The 18,669-nt window shown below is 68.3% G+C and carries 9 protein-coding genes and 2 pseudogenes; 6 read left to right on the top strand and 5 right to left on the bottom strand.

What is annotated here, in order from left to right; translation table 11 throughout:
• Positions 1–33: 33 nt before the first annotated feature.
• From ABQJ56_RS10355 to ABQJ56_RS10345, 3 genes are all read right to left on the bottom strand, one after another.
• The gene (locus ABQJ56_RS10355; protein WP_367844939.1) at positions 34–1,254 is read right to left on the bottom strand and encodes a murein hydrolase activator EnvC family protein; all 1,221 of its coding nucleotides are present in this window, start codon (positions 1,252–1,254) and stop codon (positions 34–36) included.
• Positions 1,255–1,333: 79 nt separating this feature from the next.
• Positions 1,334–2,050, bottom strand: a complete 717-nt coding sequence (locus ABQJ56_RS10350) for an acid phosphatase (protein ID WP_367844938.1) — start codon at positions 2,048–2,050, stop codon at positions 1,334–1,336.
• A complete protein-coding gene (locus tag ABQJ56_RS10345) occupies positions 2,050–4,284 on the bottom strand; it encodes a TonB-dependent receptor (RefSeq protein WP_367844937.1) in 2,235 nt (744 codons plus the stop codon). Before ABQJ56_RS10345 ends, ABQJ56_RS10350 begins: the two co-directional genes overlap by 1 nt.
• A 327-nt stretch (positions 4,285–4,611) precedes the next feature.
• Here ABQJ56_RS10345 and gltB point away from each other — a divergent pair, with 327 nt between their 5' ends.
• From gltB to ABQJ56_RS10325, 4 genes are all read left to right on the top strand, one after another.
• The gene (gene gltB / locus ABQJ56_RS10340; protein WP_367844936.1) at positions 4,612–9,054 is read left to right on the top strand and encodes a glutamate synthase large subunit; all 4,443 of its coding nucleotides are present in this window, start codon (positions 4,612–4,614) and stop codon (positions 9,052–9,054) included.
• Between the two features lie 454 nt (positions 9,055–9,508).
• Positions 9,509–10,945, top strand: a complete 1,437-nt coding sequence (locus ABQJ56_RS10335) for an FAD-dependent oxidoreductase (RefSeq protein ID WP_367844935.1) — start codon at positions 9,509–9,511, stop codon at positions 10,943–10,945.
• A gap of 266 nt (positions 10,946–11,211) precedes the next feature.
• Positions 11,212–14,091: a TonB-dependent receptor gene (locus tag ABQJ56_RS10330; protein WP_367844934.1), complete on the top strand. Its 2,880-nt coding sequence runs from the start codon at positions 11,212–11,214 to the stop codon at positions 14,089–14,091.
• A gap of 246 nt (positions 14,092–14,337) precedes the next feature.
• Positions 14,338–15,222 (top strand): methylglyoxal synthase, encoded by an 885-nt coding sequence (locus tag ABQJ56_RS10325; RefSeq protein ID WP_367844995.1) that lies wholly within the window; start codon positions 14,338–14,340, stop codon positions 15,220–15,222.
• 306 nt (positions 15,223–15,528) lie between these two features.
• Here ABQJ56_RS10325 and ABQJ56_RS10320 read toward each other — a convergent pair whose 3' ends face one another.
• Complete coding sequence (locus ABQJ56_RS10320) at positions 15,529–16,683, bottom strand: WD40/YVTN/BNR-like repeat-containing protein (protein WP_367844933.1); 1,155 nt, start codon at positions 16,681–16,683, stop codon at positions 15,529–15,531.
• 102 nt (positions 16,684–16,785) lie between these two features.
• Here ABQJ56_RS10320 and ABQJ56_RS10315 point away from each other — a divergent pair.
• Both ABQJ56_RS10315 and ABQJ56_RS10310 read left to right on the top strand, forming a co-directional pair.
• Positions 16,786–16,893, top strand: a pseudogene (locus tag ABQJ56_RS10315) (methylglyoxal synthase); the annotation flags it as partial.
• Positions 16,880–17,086, top strand: a pseudogene (locus tag ABQJ56_RS10310) (IS3 family transposase); the annotation flags it as partial. The pseudogenes ABQJ56_RS10315 and ABQJ56_RS10310, both read left to right, overlap by 14 nt.
• A 49-nt stretch (positions 17,087–17,135) precedes the next feature.
• Here ABQJ56_RS10310 and ABQJ56_RS10305 read toward each other — a convergent pair.
• Positions 17,136–18,515 carry a DNA polymerase Y family protein gene (locus tag ABQJ56_RS10305; RefSeq protein ID WP_367844932.1) on the bottom strand — a complete coding sequence of 460 codons (1,380 nt, stop codon included), beginning with the start codon at positions 18,513–18,515 and terminating at the stop codon, positions 17,136–17,138.
• Positions 18,516–18,669: the final 154 nt, after the last annotated feature.

Raw genomic sequence — 18,669 nt, 5'->3', positions numbered from 1 at the left:
TGCTGGCTGAACCGATGCTTGAATCCGGCCGGCTTAGCGGTGCTGGCTGAGCCAGCTGCGCGGGTCGACCGGCTGGCCGTCGCGGCGCAGCTCGAAGTACACGCCGGTGTTGACGCCGGTGGGCGCGCTGGCGGTGCCCACCGCCTGACCGGCGGCCACCGCGTCGCCCACGCCGTGCAGCAGGGTCTCGTTGTTGCCGTACATGCTCATCCAGCCGTTGCCGTGGTTGAGGATCAGCAGCATGCCGTAGCCGCGCAGGAAACCGGCGTAGACCACCCGGCCGCTGGCCACCGCGTGCACCTCGCTGCCGCCGATGGCGCGGATCAGCACGCCATTGCCGTAGCGGTGCACGTCGCCCGAGGCCGGCCAGGGCAGGTTGCCGCGGATGTTGGCGCCGGCTTTGCCGACTGCCAGCGGCGGCGGCGCCTTGCCGCCGTGCTTGCGCGCGGCCGCCTGGCGCGCGGCTTCGCGGGCGGCGGCTTCGCGCAGCGCCTGGTCGATCTGCTTCTGCAGGCGGTCGACCAGGCTGTTGAGGGACTGCTCGTCCTGCTTCAGCGCGGCCAGCCGCTGCGCCTGGGTCTGGTAGGTGGCAGCGGTTTCGGCGGCCAGTTTCTGCTGCGCGGCGCGCTGCCTGGCCAGCTGCCTGGCCTGCTGCTCGCGCTGCGCGCGTTGCGCCTGCAGCGCCTGCTGCTCGGCGGTGATCTGGCTCTCCAGCGTCTGCAACTGGGCCAGGCTGGCCATCAGCTGCTGCACCTTCCGCAGGCGGTCCTGCTGGAAGTATTTCGAGTAGACCAGCGCCCGCGCGATGCGGCCCACGTCCTCGTTGTCCAGCAGCAGGCGCAGGTCCGAACCGTGACCCAGCGCATAGCTGGCGCGCAGCAGGTCGGCGATCGCGGCGCGCTGACCCGCCAGTTTCTGCTTCAGACCGGTGCGCTGCTGCTGCAGCTGTTCGAGCTGCTGCTGCTTGGCGGCGAGCTCGGCGTCGGTCTGGCGCAGCGCGCGCGCGGCGGCGGCCAGCGCGGTGGTCTGCTTCGCCAGTTCCGCGTTGAGTTCGTCGCGGCGGGCGGCGGTGGCGGCCTGCTGCCTGTCCAGCGCCTGCACTTCCTGGTGCACGTTGCTCAGCTTCTGCTTCGCCGCGGCCTGTTCGGCCTGGCTCTTGTCCTGTCGTGCCTGCGCCGGCACGACGGCGAGTGCGGCGCTCAGTGCCAGGACGGTGAGGACGGGGAGGCGGGCGACGCGGACGGGGCTGGGCATCGGTCGATTATCGCCGAGCCCGCGGGCGGGGGCGAGCCGCCCGCGGGCCGGTTGCCCATGCGCCGGATGCCGGGGTGCCTCAGCGCGTGGCGACGGCCGTGGCGGCGGCCGGTTCGTCCGGCAGTGCGAGCGCCTTGCGCAGCTCGGCACGGGCCGCCGCATAGCCCGCCTGCCACGCGGGATCGGTCAGCAACCGCCCGCCGAGCACGGTGCCGGCAAGCCGGCCGGCCTCCACGTCGCTGGGGTAGTGCACGCCCATCACGATGCGGTGACGGGCGTACAGGTCGGCGCGTGCGAAGATCGCCGCCCGCCGTTCCGGCACCATGTTCGCCAGCAGCACGGCCTCGGTGTAGCCCAGGGTGGAATGGCCGCTGGGATAGCTCCAGTCGTCCGGCTGCTCCTGGCTCAGCGGATGCACCGCGTGCGACACCAGCACCGGGCGCGGGCGGTGCCAGAACGCCTTCACCGCCTTCACTTCGCCCTTGTCGTAGGCCACCACGCGGGCGAAGAACGCGGCCGTGTGCGGCAGTTGCGCCGGCGTGAATGCCGTGCCGAACACGTCGGCGAAGCGGAACACGCTGTGCAGCCGATCGGCTTGTGCCGCGGCGATTTCCACCGGTGTACGGTGGGCCTGCACGACCAGCACGCCACCGATGTCCTGCCGTGCCGCCGGCGAACCGGCGGCGGGCGGCGGGGGCAGCAGCGCCGTGAGATCGACCACGGGGGCGCTGCCGTCGGCGGCGAACGCGGCCTGACCCGCCAGCAGCAGGGCCAACAACAACGATGTGCGTTTCATCAGAACAGGTCTGCCGTGATGGTGAAGTTGAAGTTGCGTGCCGGGATGGTCCAGTACAGCGGCGTGCCATCCGCGCCAGTGGTGCCGGCCAGGGCGTTGATGTGGGTGTTGTCGAAGATGTTGTTGAGCTGCACGCCGATCTTGAGGTCCTTCACGTCGGCGATGTGCGGATCGAACCTGTAGCTGGCGGTGAAGTTGGTCACCGCATAGCCGCCGATCGGCGTGTCGTCTTCCGCGTTGGCCGTGTAGTAGGTCTTGCCGACGAACTTGTCGACCAGTGACACGTAGGCGGGGCCGTTGCTGTAGAGGAAGCCCAGCGCGGCGGTCTTGTGCGGCGTATTCGCGTTCCACGCATTGTCGGTGGTCTGGATCGCGCGGTTGAGCGAACCGTTGGCGTAGACGCTGAAGCCGGCGCCGAGCATGTAGGTGCCTTCGAGTTCGAGGCCGGTGTAGTGCACGCCGCCGCCGTTGTAGAACTCGGTGACGCCGCCGACCTTGTGGCTCTGCAAGAAGTTGTTGAAGTTGATCTTGTAGACGTCGCCGGACAGCGTCAGGCGATCGTTGGTCCAGGTCGTGCCGAGCTGCCAGTTGGTGGTCTTTTCCGGAGCCACGGCGCTGTCCGAAACCGCCGGGTTGGGTACGTACAGCAGATTGAGGTTGGGCGCGAGGTAACCCTTGGCCCACTGCGCATAGGCCGTCCAGTTGGAGCTGAACGCGTAGTGGAAAGAGGCCGATGGCAGGGTGGCGTTCCAGGTCTTGGAATAGGTCAGCGGGGTTTCCGTCTTCTGGTTCACCGGAGCGTCGAGGTCGCGTTCGAAGCGGTTGTACTTCACGCCGCCGATCAAGTATGCGTTGTCGGTGATGTTCCACTGGTATTCGATGAACGGCTGGATCGTGATCAGCGTGTCGTTCATCCGGCGATCCGCCGCAGCCAGTTGCAACGTGGGTGCGCTGGGGTTGATCACCGGATTCAGCTGGTTGGTCGTGTCGTCGAATTCATACAGCCAGCGGATGTCGTCCTGGTGGTCGTACCACACGCCGGTGCGCACTTCGCCCGGGCCGAGTTCCTTGCCCAGGCGGAAGATGTCGCCCCACGAGCGGTTCGTGTTGCGCATGTGCTGGCCGGGCACGTCGGTGGGGCTGTAGAAGGTGCCGTTCGGCGTTTCGCCGTTCGGGTCTTCGCCGTTGAAGCCGAAGTGGTTGTAGCCGTAGGTGTAGGCCTTGTTGTCGATCGTCCAGCCGTCGAACGCCGAGTGCAGGCCGACGTAGCCGAGGTTGGTGTTGATCTTGTCCTGGTTGTAGCGGTAGTAGGCCTGGCTGGTCGGGTCGTTGACCAGGCCGTAGTTCACGCCGTACTGCGCGATCTGCGCCTTGGTGGCGCCGAACGGCACGTACTGGTCGAGCTTGTTCGCCATGGCGACGAAAGTCAGCGTGGTGTGGTCGTCCAGCGGCTGCACAACCTTGGCGAACACGCTCTGGCGGCGCTGGCCGGCGTAAGTGAGATAGCCGTCCGACGAGCTGTTCTGCGCGTTGATCACGGCGCTGGTGCCGCTGTCGTTGAGCTTGCCGGTGTCGATGCGGACGCCTTCGACGTCCGTGCTCCAGCTGCCGAAGCTGAGGTACGGGCTGACGTTGAGCTTGTCTTGCGGGCTGATCGAATCCACCGAAATGGTGCCGCCGAACGTGGCGTTGCCGAGCGTGCCGGCGGTGCCCGGGCCGCGGTCGACCGTGACGCTGCCGGTTTCCTGGTTGGTGAAGTACGAGGTGGAGTGGTGCGTGAAGTCGTTGGAGTCCATCCACGGGATGCCGTCGAGCGTCACGTTGTACTGGCCGTCCTGGAAGCCGCGGATCGAAACGACCGGCGCTTCCATCAGGCCGGAGCCGTTCGGCGTCACGGTGTACACGCTCGGTGAAATGGCTGCCGCGTCGGTGTAGTCGCCGGTCGGCGCAATGTTCTCCTGGATGTACAGGCTGCCGACGGTCGACTGCGGTTCGGTTGCGACCATGGAGCCCTGCGTCGGCGCAATGGTGCTTGCGGTCGTGGCGGCGGTCACCTGGACCGCGCTGAGGTTCTTGGCATCCTGCGGAGTGGCGGCGGGGCCGGTGTCGTTCGTCGACGCGGGCCGCGTGCCGTTTGTGTCATCGGCACGGACCGGTGCCGCCAGCACGGCGGCGATGGCGAGGACGAGCAGGGCGGCGCCGCGGGGACGGGAGACGGGCATGGGCTGGGGCATGGGCGAGTCCGGAGAGTGGGGGGGCAAGATGCGGTCCGGCACGCTAGGCCCCGTGCATGACAGCCACGCAACAAAAGGAAGATGCGATTCGGGGCGGAAACTTGCGGTAGAGGGGTGGAGGCGCGGGGCCGCCACGGCGCCGGCGTCCCGGCGAATGCTGTCGCGACAGGCGTTTGCGCCGGTTGCGGGGGAAACTTCATTTGGACGTATAGAAGTCTTTGACGCGACGCAGCAATTGTGTTGTAGTCGAACCGCAATCCACGAAATCCAGACCGGCGCCATGGCGTCGCTGGCCTTCCGTGCCCTGCCATCCAGCGAGTGAGCAAGATGAAGCAGTCCGGTGGAACAAGCCTGTACGACGCGGCGTTCGAGCACGACAGCTGCGGTTTCGGCCTGGTGGCGCAGATCGACGGCCGCGCCAGCGCGTGGGTGGTCGACACCGCGTTCGCGGCGCTGGCGAAACTCTCGCACCGCGGCGCGGTGAACGCGGACGGGGTGAGCGGCGACGGCTGCGGCGTGCTGATCCGCCGCCCGCAGGCCTGGCTGCGTGCGCTGGCGGGCGAGGCGGGCATCGCGGTGGGCGAACGTTTCGCGGCGGGCCTGGTGTTCCTCGATCCCGCCGATGACGCGGCGGCGATCGTGCTGGAGCGGCATCTCGCCGCGGAAGGCGTGCGCGTGGCGGGCTGGCGCGAGGTGGCGGTGAACGAGGACGCCTGCGGTCCGCTGGCCGCCGCCGCGCGGCCGCGCGTGCGCCAGGTCTTCGTCGACGCCGATGCGGGCACGGACGACGAGGCGTTCGAGCGCGCGCTGTTCCGTGCGCGTCGCCGCGCCGAGACCGCGCTGGCCGACGACCCGCAGTTCTACGTGGTGACGCTGTCGGCCGGGCTGATCGGCTACAAGGCGATGGCCGCGCCGGGGCGGCTGCGCGAGGTGTTCGACGACCTCGCGCATCCGGCGCTGGTCGCCGACGCGGTGGTGTTCCACCAGCGCTTCTCCACCAACACCACGCCGCAGTGGCGGCTGGCACAGCCGTTCCGCCTGCTGGCGCACAACGGCGAGATCAACACCATCCGCGCGAACCGCCGCTGGATGCAGGCGCGCGAGACGATCTGGCGCTCGCCGCGCGTGGAACTGGGCGACCTCGGCCCGCTGGTGCGCCAGCAGGGCTCGGACTCGGAGAGCCTGGACAACGCGCTGGAGGTGCTGCTGGCCGGCGGCCTCGACCTGCTGGCCGCGATGCGCGTGCTGGTGCCGCCCGCGTTCGCCGCGCGCGAGAACATCGACGAGGACCTCGCCGCGTTCTACGAGTACTACGCGCTGCACAGCGAGCCGTGGGACGGCCCCGCCGGCCTGGTGATGTGCGACGGCCGCTACGCCGCCTGCACGCTGGACCGCAACGGCCTGCGCCCCGCGCGCTGGGCGCTGTCCGACGACAACCACTTCATCATCGCTTCCGAGGCGGGCCTGTGGGACATGCCCTCGGCGCGCGTGGTCGCCAAGGGCCGCCTTGCGCCGGGCGAGATGATCGCGGTGGATTTCCGCGGGCGCCGCCTGCTGCGCGACGCCGACATCGACGACATCAACCGCAAGCGCGCGCCGTACCGCGACTGGCTGCGCGCCGGCGTGAGCTACCTGGAATCCGACCTGATCGATCCCTCGCTGGCCGCCGAGCCGCTGCCGGTGGACCAGCTGCGCTGCTACCAGAAGCTGTACGGCCTCTCGCGCGAGGAGCGCGAGACGGTGCTGAAGGTGATCGCCGAGCTCGAGGCCGAGGCCACCGGCGCGATGGGCGACGACACCCCGGTCGCCGCGCTGTCGCGGCAGGTGCGGCCGCTGTTCGACCGCTTCCGCCAGGCCTTCGCCCAGGTCACCAACCCGCCGATCGACCCCCTGCGCGAGAAGCTGGTGATGTCGCTGGTCACCCAGATTGGCCCGGAAGGCAACGTGTTCGAGCTGAAGCCCGAGAACGCGAAGCAGGTGCTGATCAACTCGCCGATCCTGTCCCAGCGCAAGCTGCGCCAGCTGCTGGCCTTGCCGCCATTCGCGGACACGCCGCGCTTCGACCTGATGTACGCGCCGGGGCTGGGACTGGAAGCGGCGCTGCGCAAGCTGTGCGAGGAGGTGGCGCAGTCCGTGCGCGAGGGCAACGCGCTGGTCTTCCTCAGCGACCGCTACCCCGAGCGCGACAAGCTGCCGATCCACTCCCTGCTCGCCACCGGCGCGGTGCACGCGCACCTGATCGAGCAGGGGCTGCGCTGCCAGTGCAACCTGATCGTGGAGACCGCCACGCCGCGCGATGCGCACCAGTTCGCCTGCCTGCTCGGCTTCGGCGCCACCGCGATCTACCCGTGGCTGGCCTACCAGAGCCTGTTCGAGCTGGGCCGCGAGGGCCACATCGAGGGCGACCGGCTGGAGATCGGCCGCAGCTACCGCCGCGGCATCCGCAAGGGGCTGCTGAAGATCCTGTCGAAGATGGGCATCTCCACCATCGCCGGCTACCGCGGCGCACAGCTGTTCGAGATCGTGGGGCTGGCGCCGGACGTGGTGACGCTGTGCTTCCCCGGCACGCCCTCGCGCATCGGCGGCGCCGGCTTCGCCGAGCTGGAGAACGAGCAGCGCCTGCTCGCCGCCGAAGCGTGGAACGCGGCGCAGCCGCTGCGCGCGGGCGGCCTGTACAAGTTCGTGCACGGCGGCGAGTACCACATGTACAACCCCGACGTGATCGCCACGCTGCAGCAGGCGGTGCGCACCGGCGACCCGGCCGACTACCGCGCCTACGCCGACCACGTCGACCATCGCCCGCCCTCGGCGCTGCGCGACCTGCTCGCCGTGCAGCCGCTGGGCGCGCCGGTGCCGCTGGACGAGGTGGAGCCGGTCGAGGCGATCCTGCGCCGCTTCGACTCCGCCGGCATGTCGCTGGGCGCGCTGTCGCCCGAGGCGCACGAGGCGCTGGCCACCGCGATGAACCGGCTGGGCGCGCGCAGCAATTCCGGCGAGGGCGGCGAGGATCCCGCGCGCTACGGCACCGAGAAGATGTCGAAGATCAAGCAGGTCGCCTCCGGCCGCTTCGGCGTCACGCCGGCCTACCTGGTCAATGCCGAGGTGCTGCAGATCAAGATCGCGCAGGGCGCCAAGCCCGGCGAGGGCGGCCAGCTGCCCGGCCACAAGGTGGACGCCACCATCGCGCGGCTGCGCTACGCCAAGCCCGGCATCGGCCTGATCTCGCCGCCGCCGCACCACGACATCTATTCCATCGAGGATCTCGCCGAGCTGATCCACGACCTCAAGGAAGTGAATCCCGGCGCGCTGGTCTCGGTGAAGCTGGTCAGCCATGCGGGCGTGGGCACGGTGGCCGCAGGCGTGGTGAAGGCGGGCGCGGATCTCATCACGGTGAGTGGCCACGACGGCGGCACCGGCGCCAGCCCGCTCACCTCGATCAAGTACGCCGGCACGCCGTGGGAACTGGGTCTCGCCGAAACGCAGCAGACCCTGCGCCGCAACGAACTGCGCGGCCGCGTGCGGCTGCAGACCGACGGCGGCCTGAAGACCGGCCTCGACGTGATCAAGGCCGCGCTGCTCGGTGCGGAGAGCTTCGGCTTCGGCACCGGCCCGATGGTGGCGCTGGGCTGCAAGTATCTGCGCATCTGCCACCTCAACAACTGCGCCACCGGCGTGGCCACCCAGCATCCGGTGCTGCGCAAGGAGCACTTCATCGGCCTGCCCGAGATGGTGATGAACTACTTCCGGTTCATCGCCGCCGACGTGCGCGAACACCTCGCGCGACTGGGTGCGCGCTCGCTGGCAGAGCTGGTCGGCCGCAGCGAATTGCTGGCGCAGCGCGACGACGCCACGCCGGTGCGCCACGGCCTCGACCTCGCGCCACTGTTCGACGGCGCCAGCCTCGGCGCGGCCAGCGACACCGCCTGCGCGATGGCGCGCAACCCGGTGCGCGACGCCGCCGCGCTGGCCACGCGCATCGCGGCGGATACCGCGCCGCTGGTGGAACTGGGCGAGGGCGGGCACTTCAGCTACGCGATCGCCAATACCGACCGCGCGATCGGTGCGCGCCTGTCCGGTGCGATCGCGCGCCGGCACGGCGACCACGGCATGGACGAGCGCCCCATCGTGCTGCAGCTGGAAGGCGCGGCCGGCCAGAGTCTGGGCGCGTGGAACGCGGGCGGCGTGCACATCGATCTCACCGGCGAGGCGAACGACGGCGTGGGCAAGGGCATGGCCGGCGGCCGTATCGTGGTGCGTCCGCCCGCCGACGTGCCGTTCGCCAGCCAGGACGCCTCCATCATCGGCAACACCTGCCTGTACGGCGCCACCGGCGGCGAGCTGTACGCCGCGGGCCGCGCCGGCGAGCGCTTCGCGGTGCGCAACTCCGGCGCGGTGGCGGTGGTGGAAGGCGCGGGCGACCACTGCTGCGAATACATGACCGGCGGCGTGGTGGCGGTGCTGGGCAAGGTGGGCCTCAACTTCGGCGCGGGCATGACCGGCGGTTTCGCCTACGTGCTCGATCTCGAGCGCGACTTCGTCGACTGCTACAACCACGAGCTGGTGGACATCCTGCGCATCTCGCCCGAGGGCATGGAGCACTACATGCAGCACCTGCGCGGGCTGGTGACGCGCCACGTGGAGTTCACCGGCAGCGACTGGGGGCGGCAGGTGCTGCGCGATTTCCGCGGGCTGCAGTACAAGTTCTGGCTGGTGAAGCCCAAGGCGGCGAGCCTGGCCGTGCTGGCGGAAGAGTTGCGGAGGGCCGCATGATGAACAGTGCACCGGTTCTTGGCTCGCCGCTGCCTGGTTTTCCCTCTCCCCTTTGGGGAGAGGGCGGGGTGAGGGGCGGGTGCTCGCCTCGGGGTTCCCTTCACGAGCGACAGAGCGGTTCCGTCCGCCTGCCGGCGGCCGGGTCACTTTTCTCTTGCGTGGCCAAGAGAAAAGTAACCAAAAGAGAAGGCCACCCCGCGCCGGCGCGCGGCGGGCTTCCTGCCCGCCGCGTCCCCTGCGGTGCTCGCCGCTCACCGGCCGCCAGACAACTCGGCCGTCCCTGGCCTCAGACAGTCTGGCTTTCCCCTGTTGCCGGCTCCACTCCTCGGCGCCGTCGAGGGGCCCCGTTCAAAGGCGCGGCCATCCTGGCCGCCTTCGAGCGGAAGGCACCCCGCCCCAACCCTCCCCTGCAAGCAGGGGAGGGAGTTCGTCGGCCGCAGTGCCGGAGGTTCGCATGAGCGACAAGTTGTTCCAGTTCCTCAACGTGCCGCGGGAGACGCCGCGCACGGTGCCGGTGGCGATCCGCGTGCTGGGCTACGGGGAAATCTCCGGCGATTTCGCGGCGCCGCAGGCCGGCACGCAGGCCGAGCGCTGTCTGGATTGCGGCAATCCCTACTGCGAGCATGCCTGTCCGGTGCACAACTACATCCCGGAGTGGCTGAAGCTGGTGCAGCACGGCCGCATCATGGAAGCGGCCACGCTGATGTACGAGACCAACCCGCTGCCGGAGATCTGCGGCCGCGTCTGTCCGCAGGATCGCCTGTGCGAGGGCGCCTGCACGCTGGAGCAGACCGACTTCGGCGCGGTGACGATCGGCAGCGTGGAGCGCTGGGTCACCGATGAGGCGCTGCGCCAGGGCTGGCGGCCCGACCTGTCCGCGGTACGCGAGACGGGCCATCGCGTGGCCGTCGTCGGCGCCGGCCCGGCGGGCCTGGCCTGTGCGGACCGCCTGCGCCGCGCAGGCATCGCCGCCGACGTGTACGACCGCCAGCCGGAGATCGGCGGCCTGCTCACCTACGGCATTCCGCCGTTCAAGCTCGACAAGCAGGTGATGCGCCTGCGGCACGAGCTGCTCGAAGGCATGGGCGTGCGTTTCCTGCTGGGCCGCGAAGTGGGCCGCGACATCGAGTTCGGCGAGCTGCTGGACGACTACGACGCGGTGTTCGTGGGCACCGGCGCCTACACCTACGTGGACGGCAGGCTGCCGGGCCGCGAGCTGCACGGCGTGCACGACGCGCTGCCGTTCCTGATCGGCAACACCGAACGCCTGCTGCGCGACGAGCCGCCGCCGCCCGCGTTCGACCTGCGCGGCCGGCACGTGGTGGTGCTGGGCGGCGGCGACACCGGCATGGACTGCAACCGCACCGCGATCCGCCTCGGCGCGGCCTCGGTCACCTGCGTCTATCGTCGCGACGAGGCCAGCATGCCCGGTTCCGCGCGCGAGGTCGGTTACAGCCGCGAGGAAGGCGTGAACTTCCTGTTCCATCGCCAGCCGCTGGAAATCCTCGGCGACGAACACGGCCGCGCGCGCGCGGTGCGCGTGGTGGAGACGGAGCTGGTGGACGACGGCCACGGCCGCCCGCGCCCGCGCAACGTCGAAGGCAGCGAGAGCGAGTTGCGTGCCGACGTGGTGATCCAGGCCTTCGGCTTCCTGCCCAGCCCGCCCGGCTGGCTGGCCTCGCACGGCGTGAAGCTGGCGCACTCCGGCCGCATCGTCACCGGCGCGGACGGCGCGCTGCCGCAGCAGAGCAGCCATCCGCGCATCTTCGCCGGCGGCGACAACGTGCGCGGCGCGGACCTGGTGGTGCGCGCGGTGTACGACGGCCGCGAGGCCGCCGCCTCGATCGCGCGCATGCTGGCGGAGGCGACGATGACGATGGTCGCCGTCTGAACGACGGCCGATGTTTTTGCGTCATCGCGGAAGTTGACTCGACACCAATGCGTGACGATTGGAAACGGCGCATGAACGCGCTTCGTGACGGTCACTTGTAAAGACCGTATACGAGGAGTAGTCCAAGCGTTCAGCGACGGTTGTCCGCGTCCCCACGCCCGTCGGCCGCTTGAAGCAGCGTGTTCCCGCATCAAGACGGGAAAGTTCCTGCGTGCCCCGGGCCATGCGAGCACCTCGCCACGGTTCCCCACGCCGGAGGTTCGCCCATGAAACGCATGACGATGCTTTCCCTCGCCGGTCTGGCGATGACCCCGCTGGCTGTGGCCTTTGCGCAAAGCGCGCCGCCACCAGCTTCATCAACACAGCAGCAGTCCACGCAACAGCAGTCCACGCAACAGCCGTCCACGCAACAGCCGTCCACGCAACAGCCGTCCACGCAACAGCCGTCCACGCAACAGCAGTCCACGCAACAGCAGTCCACGCAACAGCAGCCATCGGCGAAACAAGCGCAGCAGTTGCAGACCGTCGTGGTGACCGGTTCGGCGATACCGCGCATCGACACCGAGACGACATCGCCGGTGACGGTGATCTCGGCAGTCCAGATCCAGCGCAGCGGCTTGACTACGCTATCCGATGTCGTGCGCTCGATTTCCGCCGACAACAGCGGTTCGATCCCGAACTCATTCACCAACGGCTTTGCGGCCGGTGCATCCGGCGTGGCATTGCGCGGTCTGACCGTCAACTCCACCTTGGTGCTGATCGACGGCCATCGCAACGCCAGCTACGCGGTGTCGGACGACGGCGAGCGCTCCTTCGTGGATTTGAACACCATTCCGCTCGCCGCAGTCGAACGCATCGAGGTGCTGAAGGATGGCGCCTCGTCCTTGTACGGCGCCGATGCGATCGCCGGCGTGGTCAACGTGATCCTGCGGCCCGACTATCACGGCGTCGAGGCCACGGCCGATGTCGGCACCTCGCAGCGCGGTGGCGGCTTCACCCGCAAGGCGACCTTCCTCGCCGGCGGCGGCGACCTGAACACCGATCACTACAACGCCTACTTCAGCGTGCAGTACCAGAAGGACAACACCATCCGCGTGAACCAGCGGCCGTTCCCGTACAACACGACCAACCTGAGCTCGCTCGGCGGCCCGAATCCCGGCGTACCTTCCAATGCAGTGGGTTCGATCTATGGTTCGGTCACGCCTTCCACCGGCGGCAACATCCAGCCGCTGCGGAGCTGCACTGGCGAGCCCTATGAAACGCTGGTGACCAACGACCCGAACAGCCCGGGCAGCTATTGCCAGCAGAATCTGGCCTCCCAGTACGGGCAGCTGCAGCCGGCGATGGAGCAGGGCGGCCTGTACGGCCGCTTCACAGTCAAGCTCAACGACACCACCACGGCCTACCTGTCGGCCAGCTATTTCCAGGCGAAGACCTGGACCGTGTCGCCGGCGCAGCAGATCCAGAATGCCACCCCGAACAATACCGACGCCATCACGTTGCCGGTGGGCAATCCCTCCAACCCGTTCGCAGTGCCTGCGTTGATCAACTATGCGTTCGGCGACATCCCCGCCGGATTCAACTACAACAATCACAACGCGCGCATCGTGGGCGACGTCACCGGCCAGTTCAACGACTGGCACTGGGACGTCACGGGGGTGATCAACCACACCTGGCTGGGTACGGACCAGTTCGGCTTCATCAGCTACAACGCCTTGCTCGGCGCGATCGCCAGCGGCAGCTACAACTTCGCCAACCCGTCGGCGAACTCGTCCGCCGTCCGTTCGACGCTGGCGCCGGGCTACAGCAAGACTTCGACCTCGGACCTTGACTCGCTGGATCTGAGTGCGAACCGCGACTTGTTTGACCTGCCGGGTGGCAGCCTTGGCCTCGCCGTGGGTGCGCAGTTCCGCCACGAGGCGCAGGACGATCCGACGCTGAACCCCAACTTCGAGTTCCAGGGCCTGGGCAACGCCCACACCAAGGGCAGCCGCGACGTGAGTGGCGTCTATGCCGAGATGGATGCGCCGCTGTTCAATTCGCTGGAGGTCGATGTGTCCGGCCGCTTCGACCATTACTCCGATGTGGGCAACAACTTCTCGCCGAAACTCGGCATCAAGTGGAAGCCGCTGGATTGGCTCGCCGTTCGCGGCACCTGGTCCAAGGGCTTCCGCGCGCCGTCGTTCGCCGAGAACGGCTCCAGCGCGTCCGTGGGTTTCGTCACCTACACGCCGCCGCCAGCTTTCCAGGCCCTGCACGGCAACAACGGCTACGTGCAGCCGTATGCCCTGGGCGAGAATGCCCTGGCGAACAAGAACATCAAGCCGGAGAAGGCCACCAACTTCACGTTCGGCGTGGTGTTGCAGCCGACCAGTTGGCTGAGCGCGTCGCTGGATTACTACAGCATCAAGAAGACCGGGGTGATCACCCAGTCGCAGACGAGCTCGGCGCTGGCCAACTACTACGCCGGGACGCCGCAGGCGCCGGGCGTCACCGTGGTGCCGGACGTGCCTGACCCGCAGTTCCCGAATGCGCAGCCGCGTCCGATCGAGGTGATCGGCGAGTACGTCAACGCGAACCAGCTCAAGACCACCGGCATCGACCTGGATCTGCAGGGCCACTGGGATTTCGGCGACGGCATCAAGTACATCAGCGAACTGTCGGCCACCAACGTCTTCAGCTGGAGCCTGACCCTGCCTGACGGCACGGTCCAGCGTTACGTGGGCACCCAGGGGCCGTACAACCTGTCCTCGGGCGCCGGCACGCCGCGCCTGCGCGGTTCGTGGGCCAACACGATCATCTGGGGGCCGCTCACGGTGACCGGTACGGTGTACCGCACCAGTGGTTATGCCCAGATCGCCGAGGACGTGGGTGTCGGCCCGGGCTCGTGCATCACCACCACGCCAGCCGGCACGCCGTTCCCGGCCAGTTGCCGGATCGGGGCATCCACTTTCTTCGACCTGACCGGCAGTTATGCGATCAACGACCACGTCACCATCACCGGGTCGATCCTGAACGCGTTCAACAAGCTGCCGCCGTTCGACCCCGCCAACTACGCGGGCCCCGGCACCAACTACAACCCCACCTGGTCGCAGGAGGGCATCGTCGGCCGTTTCTTCAATCTCGGCGTCAAGGTCGATCTGTAAACGGCACCAGACCACGGCGCGCCGGGCGACCGGCGCGCCGTGGTCGTGTCCGGGCCGCGGCGACTGCTATGGTCGTTGCCCGCAGTGTCGTCGATCATGCGGCGATGCCCGTTCCGCCGCTCGCGTCTTCCGCTGTCCGCCGGATCCGCACTGGCCTGTCATCTCCCTCATGGCCGCGTTGCGTGCCGGCTATGATCGGGATGCGTCACGGGTTCCTGGATCGAAACGAGCGAGGAGATGAAAACGATGCGCCTTGGCCTGGCCGCCAACCAATTGCACCACAGCCACGACGATGCGGCGCTGTTCCGCTGGTTGCATGCCTGCGAGCGCGGCATCCGCGAACTGGGGCTGGGCCTGCACGCGGTAGGCCGTACCTACCACGCCATCGAGCGCGCCGGCCTGCTCGCGGATTACGCGCCGCTGCGCCGCTATCCCTACGGCCGCGAAGGCGGCCTGATGAAGCTGGTGGCCGAGGTGGTGGGCATGGACGGCGACGCGCGCACGCTGGACGGCGCGATCTACCTGATCGATCCGGTCGATCCGTCCTCGGTGTTCCCCGAGGCGGCGGCGCTCAAGCGCCAGTGCGTGATCCACGCCAAGCCCTTCCTCTCCACCATGGCCTCGGCACGCGACTGGATCGAGCTGGAACGCATGCATGCAGGATTGGCGCCCGATCCCGGCGCGGACGACCTGCACGCGTTCGGGTCGCAGACGCTGGCCCTGATCGCCCACGACGCGATGAAGCCCGCGATGCTGGCCTACGCGGCCCAGCACTTCGACACACTGTCGCGCTTCGCCCGCCGCGTGGCCACCGGCACCACCGGCCAACGCCTCAACGAGCTGGCCTGGAGCCGCGGCTGGCCGCAGGGCCAGCCGTGGGCGGAGCGCTACCAGAGCGGCCCGATGGGCGGCGACGCGCAGATCGCCGACCTGGTGCTGGAACGCCGCTGCCACCGCGCGATCTTCTTCGAGGACCCGCACGTGGCGCGCCAGCACGAAGCCGACATCCAGCTGCTGGAGCGCGCGGTGACAACCATCACCGATGCGGCGGTATGCATCACCACGCCGCGGGTGGCGGCGCGCTGGGCGGAGGCGGTGGAATTGCGGCGGAACCAGCGGGCGGGCGGCTGATTGTGTATTGGCTCGCGGGCGAATCGCGCAAGCTGCAAGCAAGGGGAAGGAGGGATTTCCTGGAGAACTCTACCCTGCCCCTGTTTTGACGGCTTCCATCGCACGCGTGTCGGCCACGCCGGTGGAAGCGGTCGCGGCGGCAGCGTGATGAAAACCTTCACGGGTGAATCCCCCTCCCTCCGGGAGAGGGTGGCGACAGCCGGGTGAGGGTACGGTCGAAGCGAGGCGCGACGGCGTAACCGAGCCATCACCCCAGCGTCGACTCTCCCTCGCACGAGTCCGGTCTTGCCTGGAACTTCCCAAAGTCTAGAAACTGATCTTCAGAATCTGTCCGTTGTTGCCGACGAACCACCCGGCTTTTGGATTCGCGAAAGCGACGGCCCAGTATCCGCTCACGGTGGGTAGCCAGTACCAGGTCTGGCCTTCGTCGGGAGTCCAGGCGGCCGATCCGGAATTGAAGTCGGGTGCGGTTTCGGCCGTAATCACGACCGTGCGGTCGAATTGAGAGCGATGGTCGCCACGGTCATTCTGGTCTTGATCCTGATCGTCCCCGTCGTTGGGAGATGCGGAAAAATGGCGATCGCGCAGGCCGCGGACGTACGCCACGCAGAAGACCGCTCCGGGGACCGGCGGTGGGTTGGTCAGAGTCCAGGTCGCGCCACCGTCGTGGGAGGTCGCTGCGTCGGCTGAGGTATTGCTCGACAAGTCGCCGCCGCCGACAAACCCGTTGCGCGCATCGCGGAAAGCCACGCTCAAGCCGCCAGCACTGGCGTTGCTGATGAGCGGGGTGGCATAAGCGTTCCAGGTGTTGCCGCCATCACGCGTCGCCAGGATCCGTGCGGTGGTCGAACCGCCGGTGGCAATCCACGCGTTTTGCTTTCCCAGCGTGGTGATGCAGGTTCCGCTTGATGCGAACGAGGCTTCCCCAGGGAGTGCCGGCGGCATATGGCCGGCGATCGACTGCCAATGGATGCCGTCGGAGGTGCGCAGGTCGGGAAATACCCCGCCCACTGAATCGCTGTGCGCGAGACCGCGGCCGGGGGACCAGAAGGCGAAACAGTCGTAGAACGCGCCGGCAAGCTGGTTGGTGAATTCCACCGTCCAGTGTGCGCCGCCATCGACGGTTTTGTAGATCCTGAAGTCGGTGGTGTTGGCGCCGACCGACGACAGATAGGCGATCCGGTCGCTCACGGCATGGACATCGCGGAACTGCAGATTCTCCGCGCCGGGCACCACGCCGGATTTCCAGGTATTGCCGCCGTCGGTGGTCACCACGTAGGTTCCTCCGGCTCCCGCGGCCCAGACCACGCGCGAATTCACCGGGCTGACGGCGATCAGCAGCTGTGTGGTGCCGCTCGATTGCGGCGTGAGCGTAGGTTGACGAACTTTCGGAGGGTTGTCCGCAAAAGCAAGAGATGCGAACGCAGCGAGCAGCAAAACAAGTACCGGATGCTTGAACATGGCAGCTCTCCCCGGGCAGTCGGCCTGGAGCAACATAAAACTCTCAAGATGAGAGTTTCGCGAAATCAAGGGTTCGGGATTCGCCCCCTCCGTGCGTCGAACGGCCCCGCGCAGATTGCCGACCTGGCGCTGGGGCGTCGCTGCCATCGCGCGATCCTCTTCGAGGATCCGCATGTGGCGCACCAACACGAGGCCGACATCCAACTGCTGGGACAACTCGGCGATGGAGAGTTTCTCCAAGTCGCTCAAGACCGAGCGCGCCGGCCGGAAGGTCTACCGCAGCCGTGCCGAGGCCAAGGCCGACGTGTTCGATTACATCGAGCGCTTCTACAACGCCCGACGCCTGCACTCGACGCTGGGCTACATCGGTCCCATGCAGTTCGAGCAGCAGATGCCATTAGCTCAGGGTGGCGTCCACGGAAGCGGCAGCAGTCCAGACCTTGCGATTGGTTCTAGTTCCGGTTGGGTAGAAGCTTGCCAGGGTAAGTGCTGCCTCGCTCCTTCTCCCTCCGTCGATGTTCCCCTTCCGTCATCGCCTTGAAGCGGTTGAGTGATTGCAGCCACAGCGGGTCGAGGCCGGCCTCGTTCTCTTCCGTTTCGGGAACGCGGTTGAACGGTATGCGCATCGGCGCGGCGTCGTGGAGCAGCGCAGCCTGCATGCCGCCGAAGTAGACCTTGTTGAGGCCGTATTTCGCGTTGATGCGATCCACCACGGCGTCGATCCCGCGCGTGTCGCCGGCGGGCGCGAACAACGAGCCGCTGGTCTGCGTGCGTTCGGCCAGGCGCGACAGGGTGACGCTGACCGACAGCGGCACGCCGCGGGCAGGGCCGGGCAGCAGGCGCTTGCGCACGCGGCCGGCGTCCAGCATCGCGGTGAGCAGATGCAGCAGGTTGCGGCTGTCGTCGCTGGGGTCGAAGTGGACGCTGCTTTCCCAGCGGTCCTCGTGACCGACGAAGCGGATGGCCACGGTCATCGCGCCGGCCAGCAGCTGGTCGCGGCGCAGGCGCATGGCCGCTTTCACCAGCAGTTTCTTCAGCACCGCGAGCGCGTCTTCGGGCGTGCGCAGTTCGGGGCCGAGCACGTGCGAGTGGCCCAGCGAGCTTCGCGTGGCCGGGGCGGCAGGCAGCCACGCACCGCGCAGCAGGCCCCACATGCGCTCGCCTTCGACGCTGCCCCAGGCGCGGCGCAACAGCAGTTTCGAGGCGGCAGTGAGCTGCGCCACGGTGGTGATGCCTTCGGCGTGCAGGCGCGCTTCCATCGAGGCGCCGATGCCGCACAGGTCGCGCAGCTCCAGCCCGTGCAGCGCCTGCGGCAGGTCGGCCTGCTCGATCACCACCAGGCCGTCGGGTTTCTGCATGTCGGTGGCGGTCTTGGCGAGGAAGTCGTTCGGCGCGATGCCGATGGAGCAGCGGATGGCGCCGCCGGGCGCGACCCTGGCGATTTCCTCTTTCACCTGGCGCGCGATCTGCTCCGCCACCGCGCGCTGGCGCTGGCGACCGAGCAGTTCGCAGGCCATTTCGTCGATGGAGCCGGCGTAGGCGATGGGGATGGCGCGGTCGATCGCCTTCCTCAGCCGTCCGTGCCATTCCACGTATTGCTTCGGTCGCGCGGTGACGATGGCGATGCCGGGGCAGCGTTCGCGCGCTTCGCGCACCATCGTGCCGGTGGAGACGCCGTGCGCCTTCGCCTCGTAGCTGGCGGCGATCAGGCTGGTGGTCTCGGCATCCACCGGCGCCACGCCCACCGGCCGGCCGCGCAGCGCCGGCACCTCGTGCTGTTCCACCGAGGCGAAGTAGCTGTTGAAGTCGATGAACAGGCTGCGCAGGGTCATGGGCGGATCCCGGGAGGCCGGGTGGTATAGCTTGCACCTGTCGCGCGGATGGAGACAGGGGGAGGGCGGGGAGGACGATGGCGCGGCGGCCAGCCGGGGACGTCGCGCAGGCCGGACAGCCATGCGCGAACAGGCTTGCCAAATGTCTTATTAT

Origin of the sequence: Rhodanobacter geophilus (genome assembly GCF_040812275.1) — a bacterium.
Taxonomy (GTDB): Bacteria; Pseudomonadota; Gammaproteobacteria; order Xanthomonadales; family Rhodanobacteraceae; genus Rhodanobacter_A; species Rhodanobacter_A geophilus.
Note: the sequence above shows the minus strand (reverse complement) of the source record. Positions and strands in the feature narration are given on the sequence as shown.

What these genes read in the sequence shown, in the direction of transcription:
- ABQJ56_RS10355 (WP_367844939.1), bottom strand. Translation starts at nt 1,254, where the DNA reads ATGCCCAGCCCCGTCCGCGTCGCCCGCCTCCCCGTCCTCACCGTCCTG.
- ABQJ56_RS10305 (WP_367844932.1), bottom strand. Translation starts at nt 18,515, where the DNA reads ATGACCCTGCGCAGCCTGTTCATCGACTTCAACAGCTACTTCGCCTCG.
- gltB (WP_367844936.1), top strand. Translation starts at nt 4,612, where the DNA reads ATGAAGCAGTCCGGTGGAACAAGCCTGTACGACGCGGCGTTCGAGCAC.
- ABQJ56_RS10335 (WP_367844935.1), top strand. Translation starts at nt 9,509, where the DNA reads ATGAGCGACAAGTTGTTCCAGTTCCTCAACGTGCCGCGGGAGACGCCG.
- ABQJ56_RS10325 (WP_367844995.1), top strand. Translation starts at nt 14,338, where the DNA reads ATGCGCCTTGGCCTGGCCGCCAACCAATTGCACCACAGCCACGACGAT.
- ABQJ56_RS10320 (WP_367844933.1), bottom strand. Translation starts at nt 16,683, where the DNA reads ATGTTCAAGCATCCGGTACTTGTTTTGCTGCTCGCTGCGTTCGCATCT.
- ABQJ56_RS10345 (WP_367844937.1), bottom strand. Translation starts at nt 4,284, where the DNA reads ATGCCCCAGCCCATGCCCGTCTCCCGTCCCCGCGGCGCCGCCCTGCTC.
- ABQJ56_RS10350 (WP_367844938.1), bottom strand. Translation starts at nt 2,050, where the DNA reads ATGAAACGCACATCGTTGTTGTTGGCCCTGCTGCTGGCGGGTCAGGCC.
- ABQJ56_RS10330 (WP_367844934.1), top strand. Translation starts at nt 11,212, where the DNA reads ATGAAACGCATGACGATGCTTTCCCTCGCCGGTCTGGCGATGACCCCG.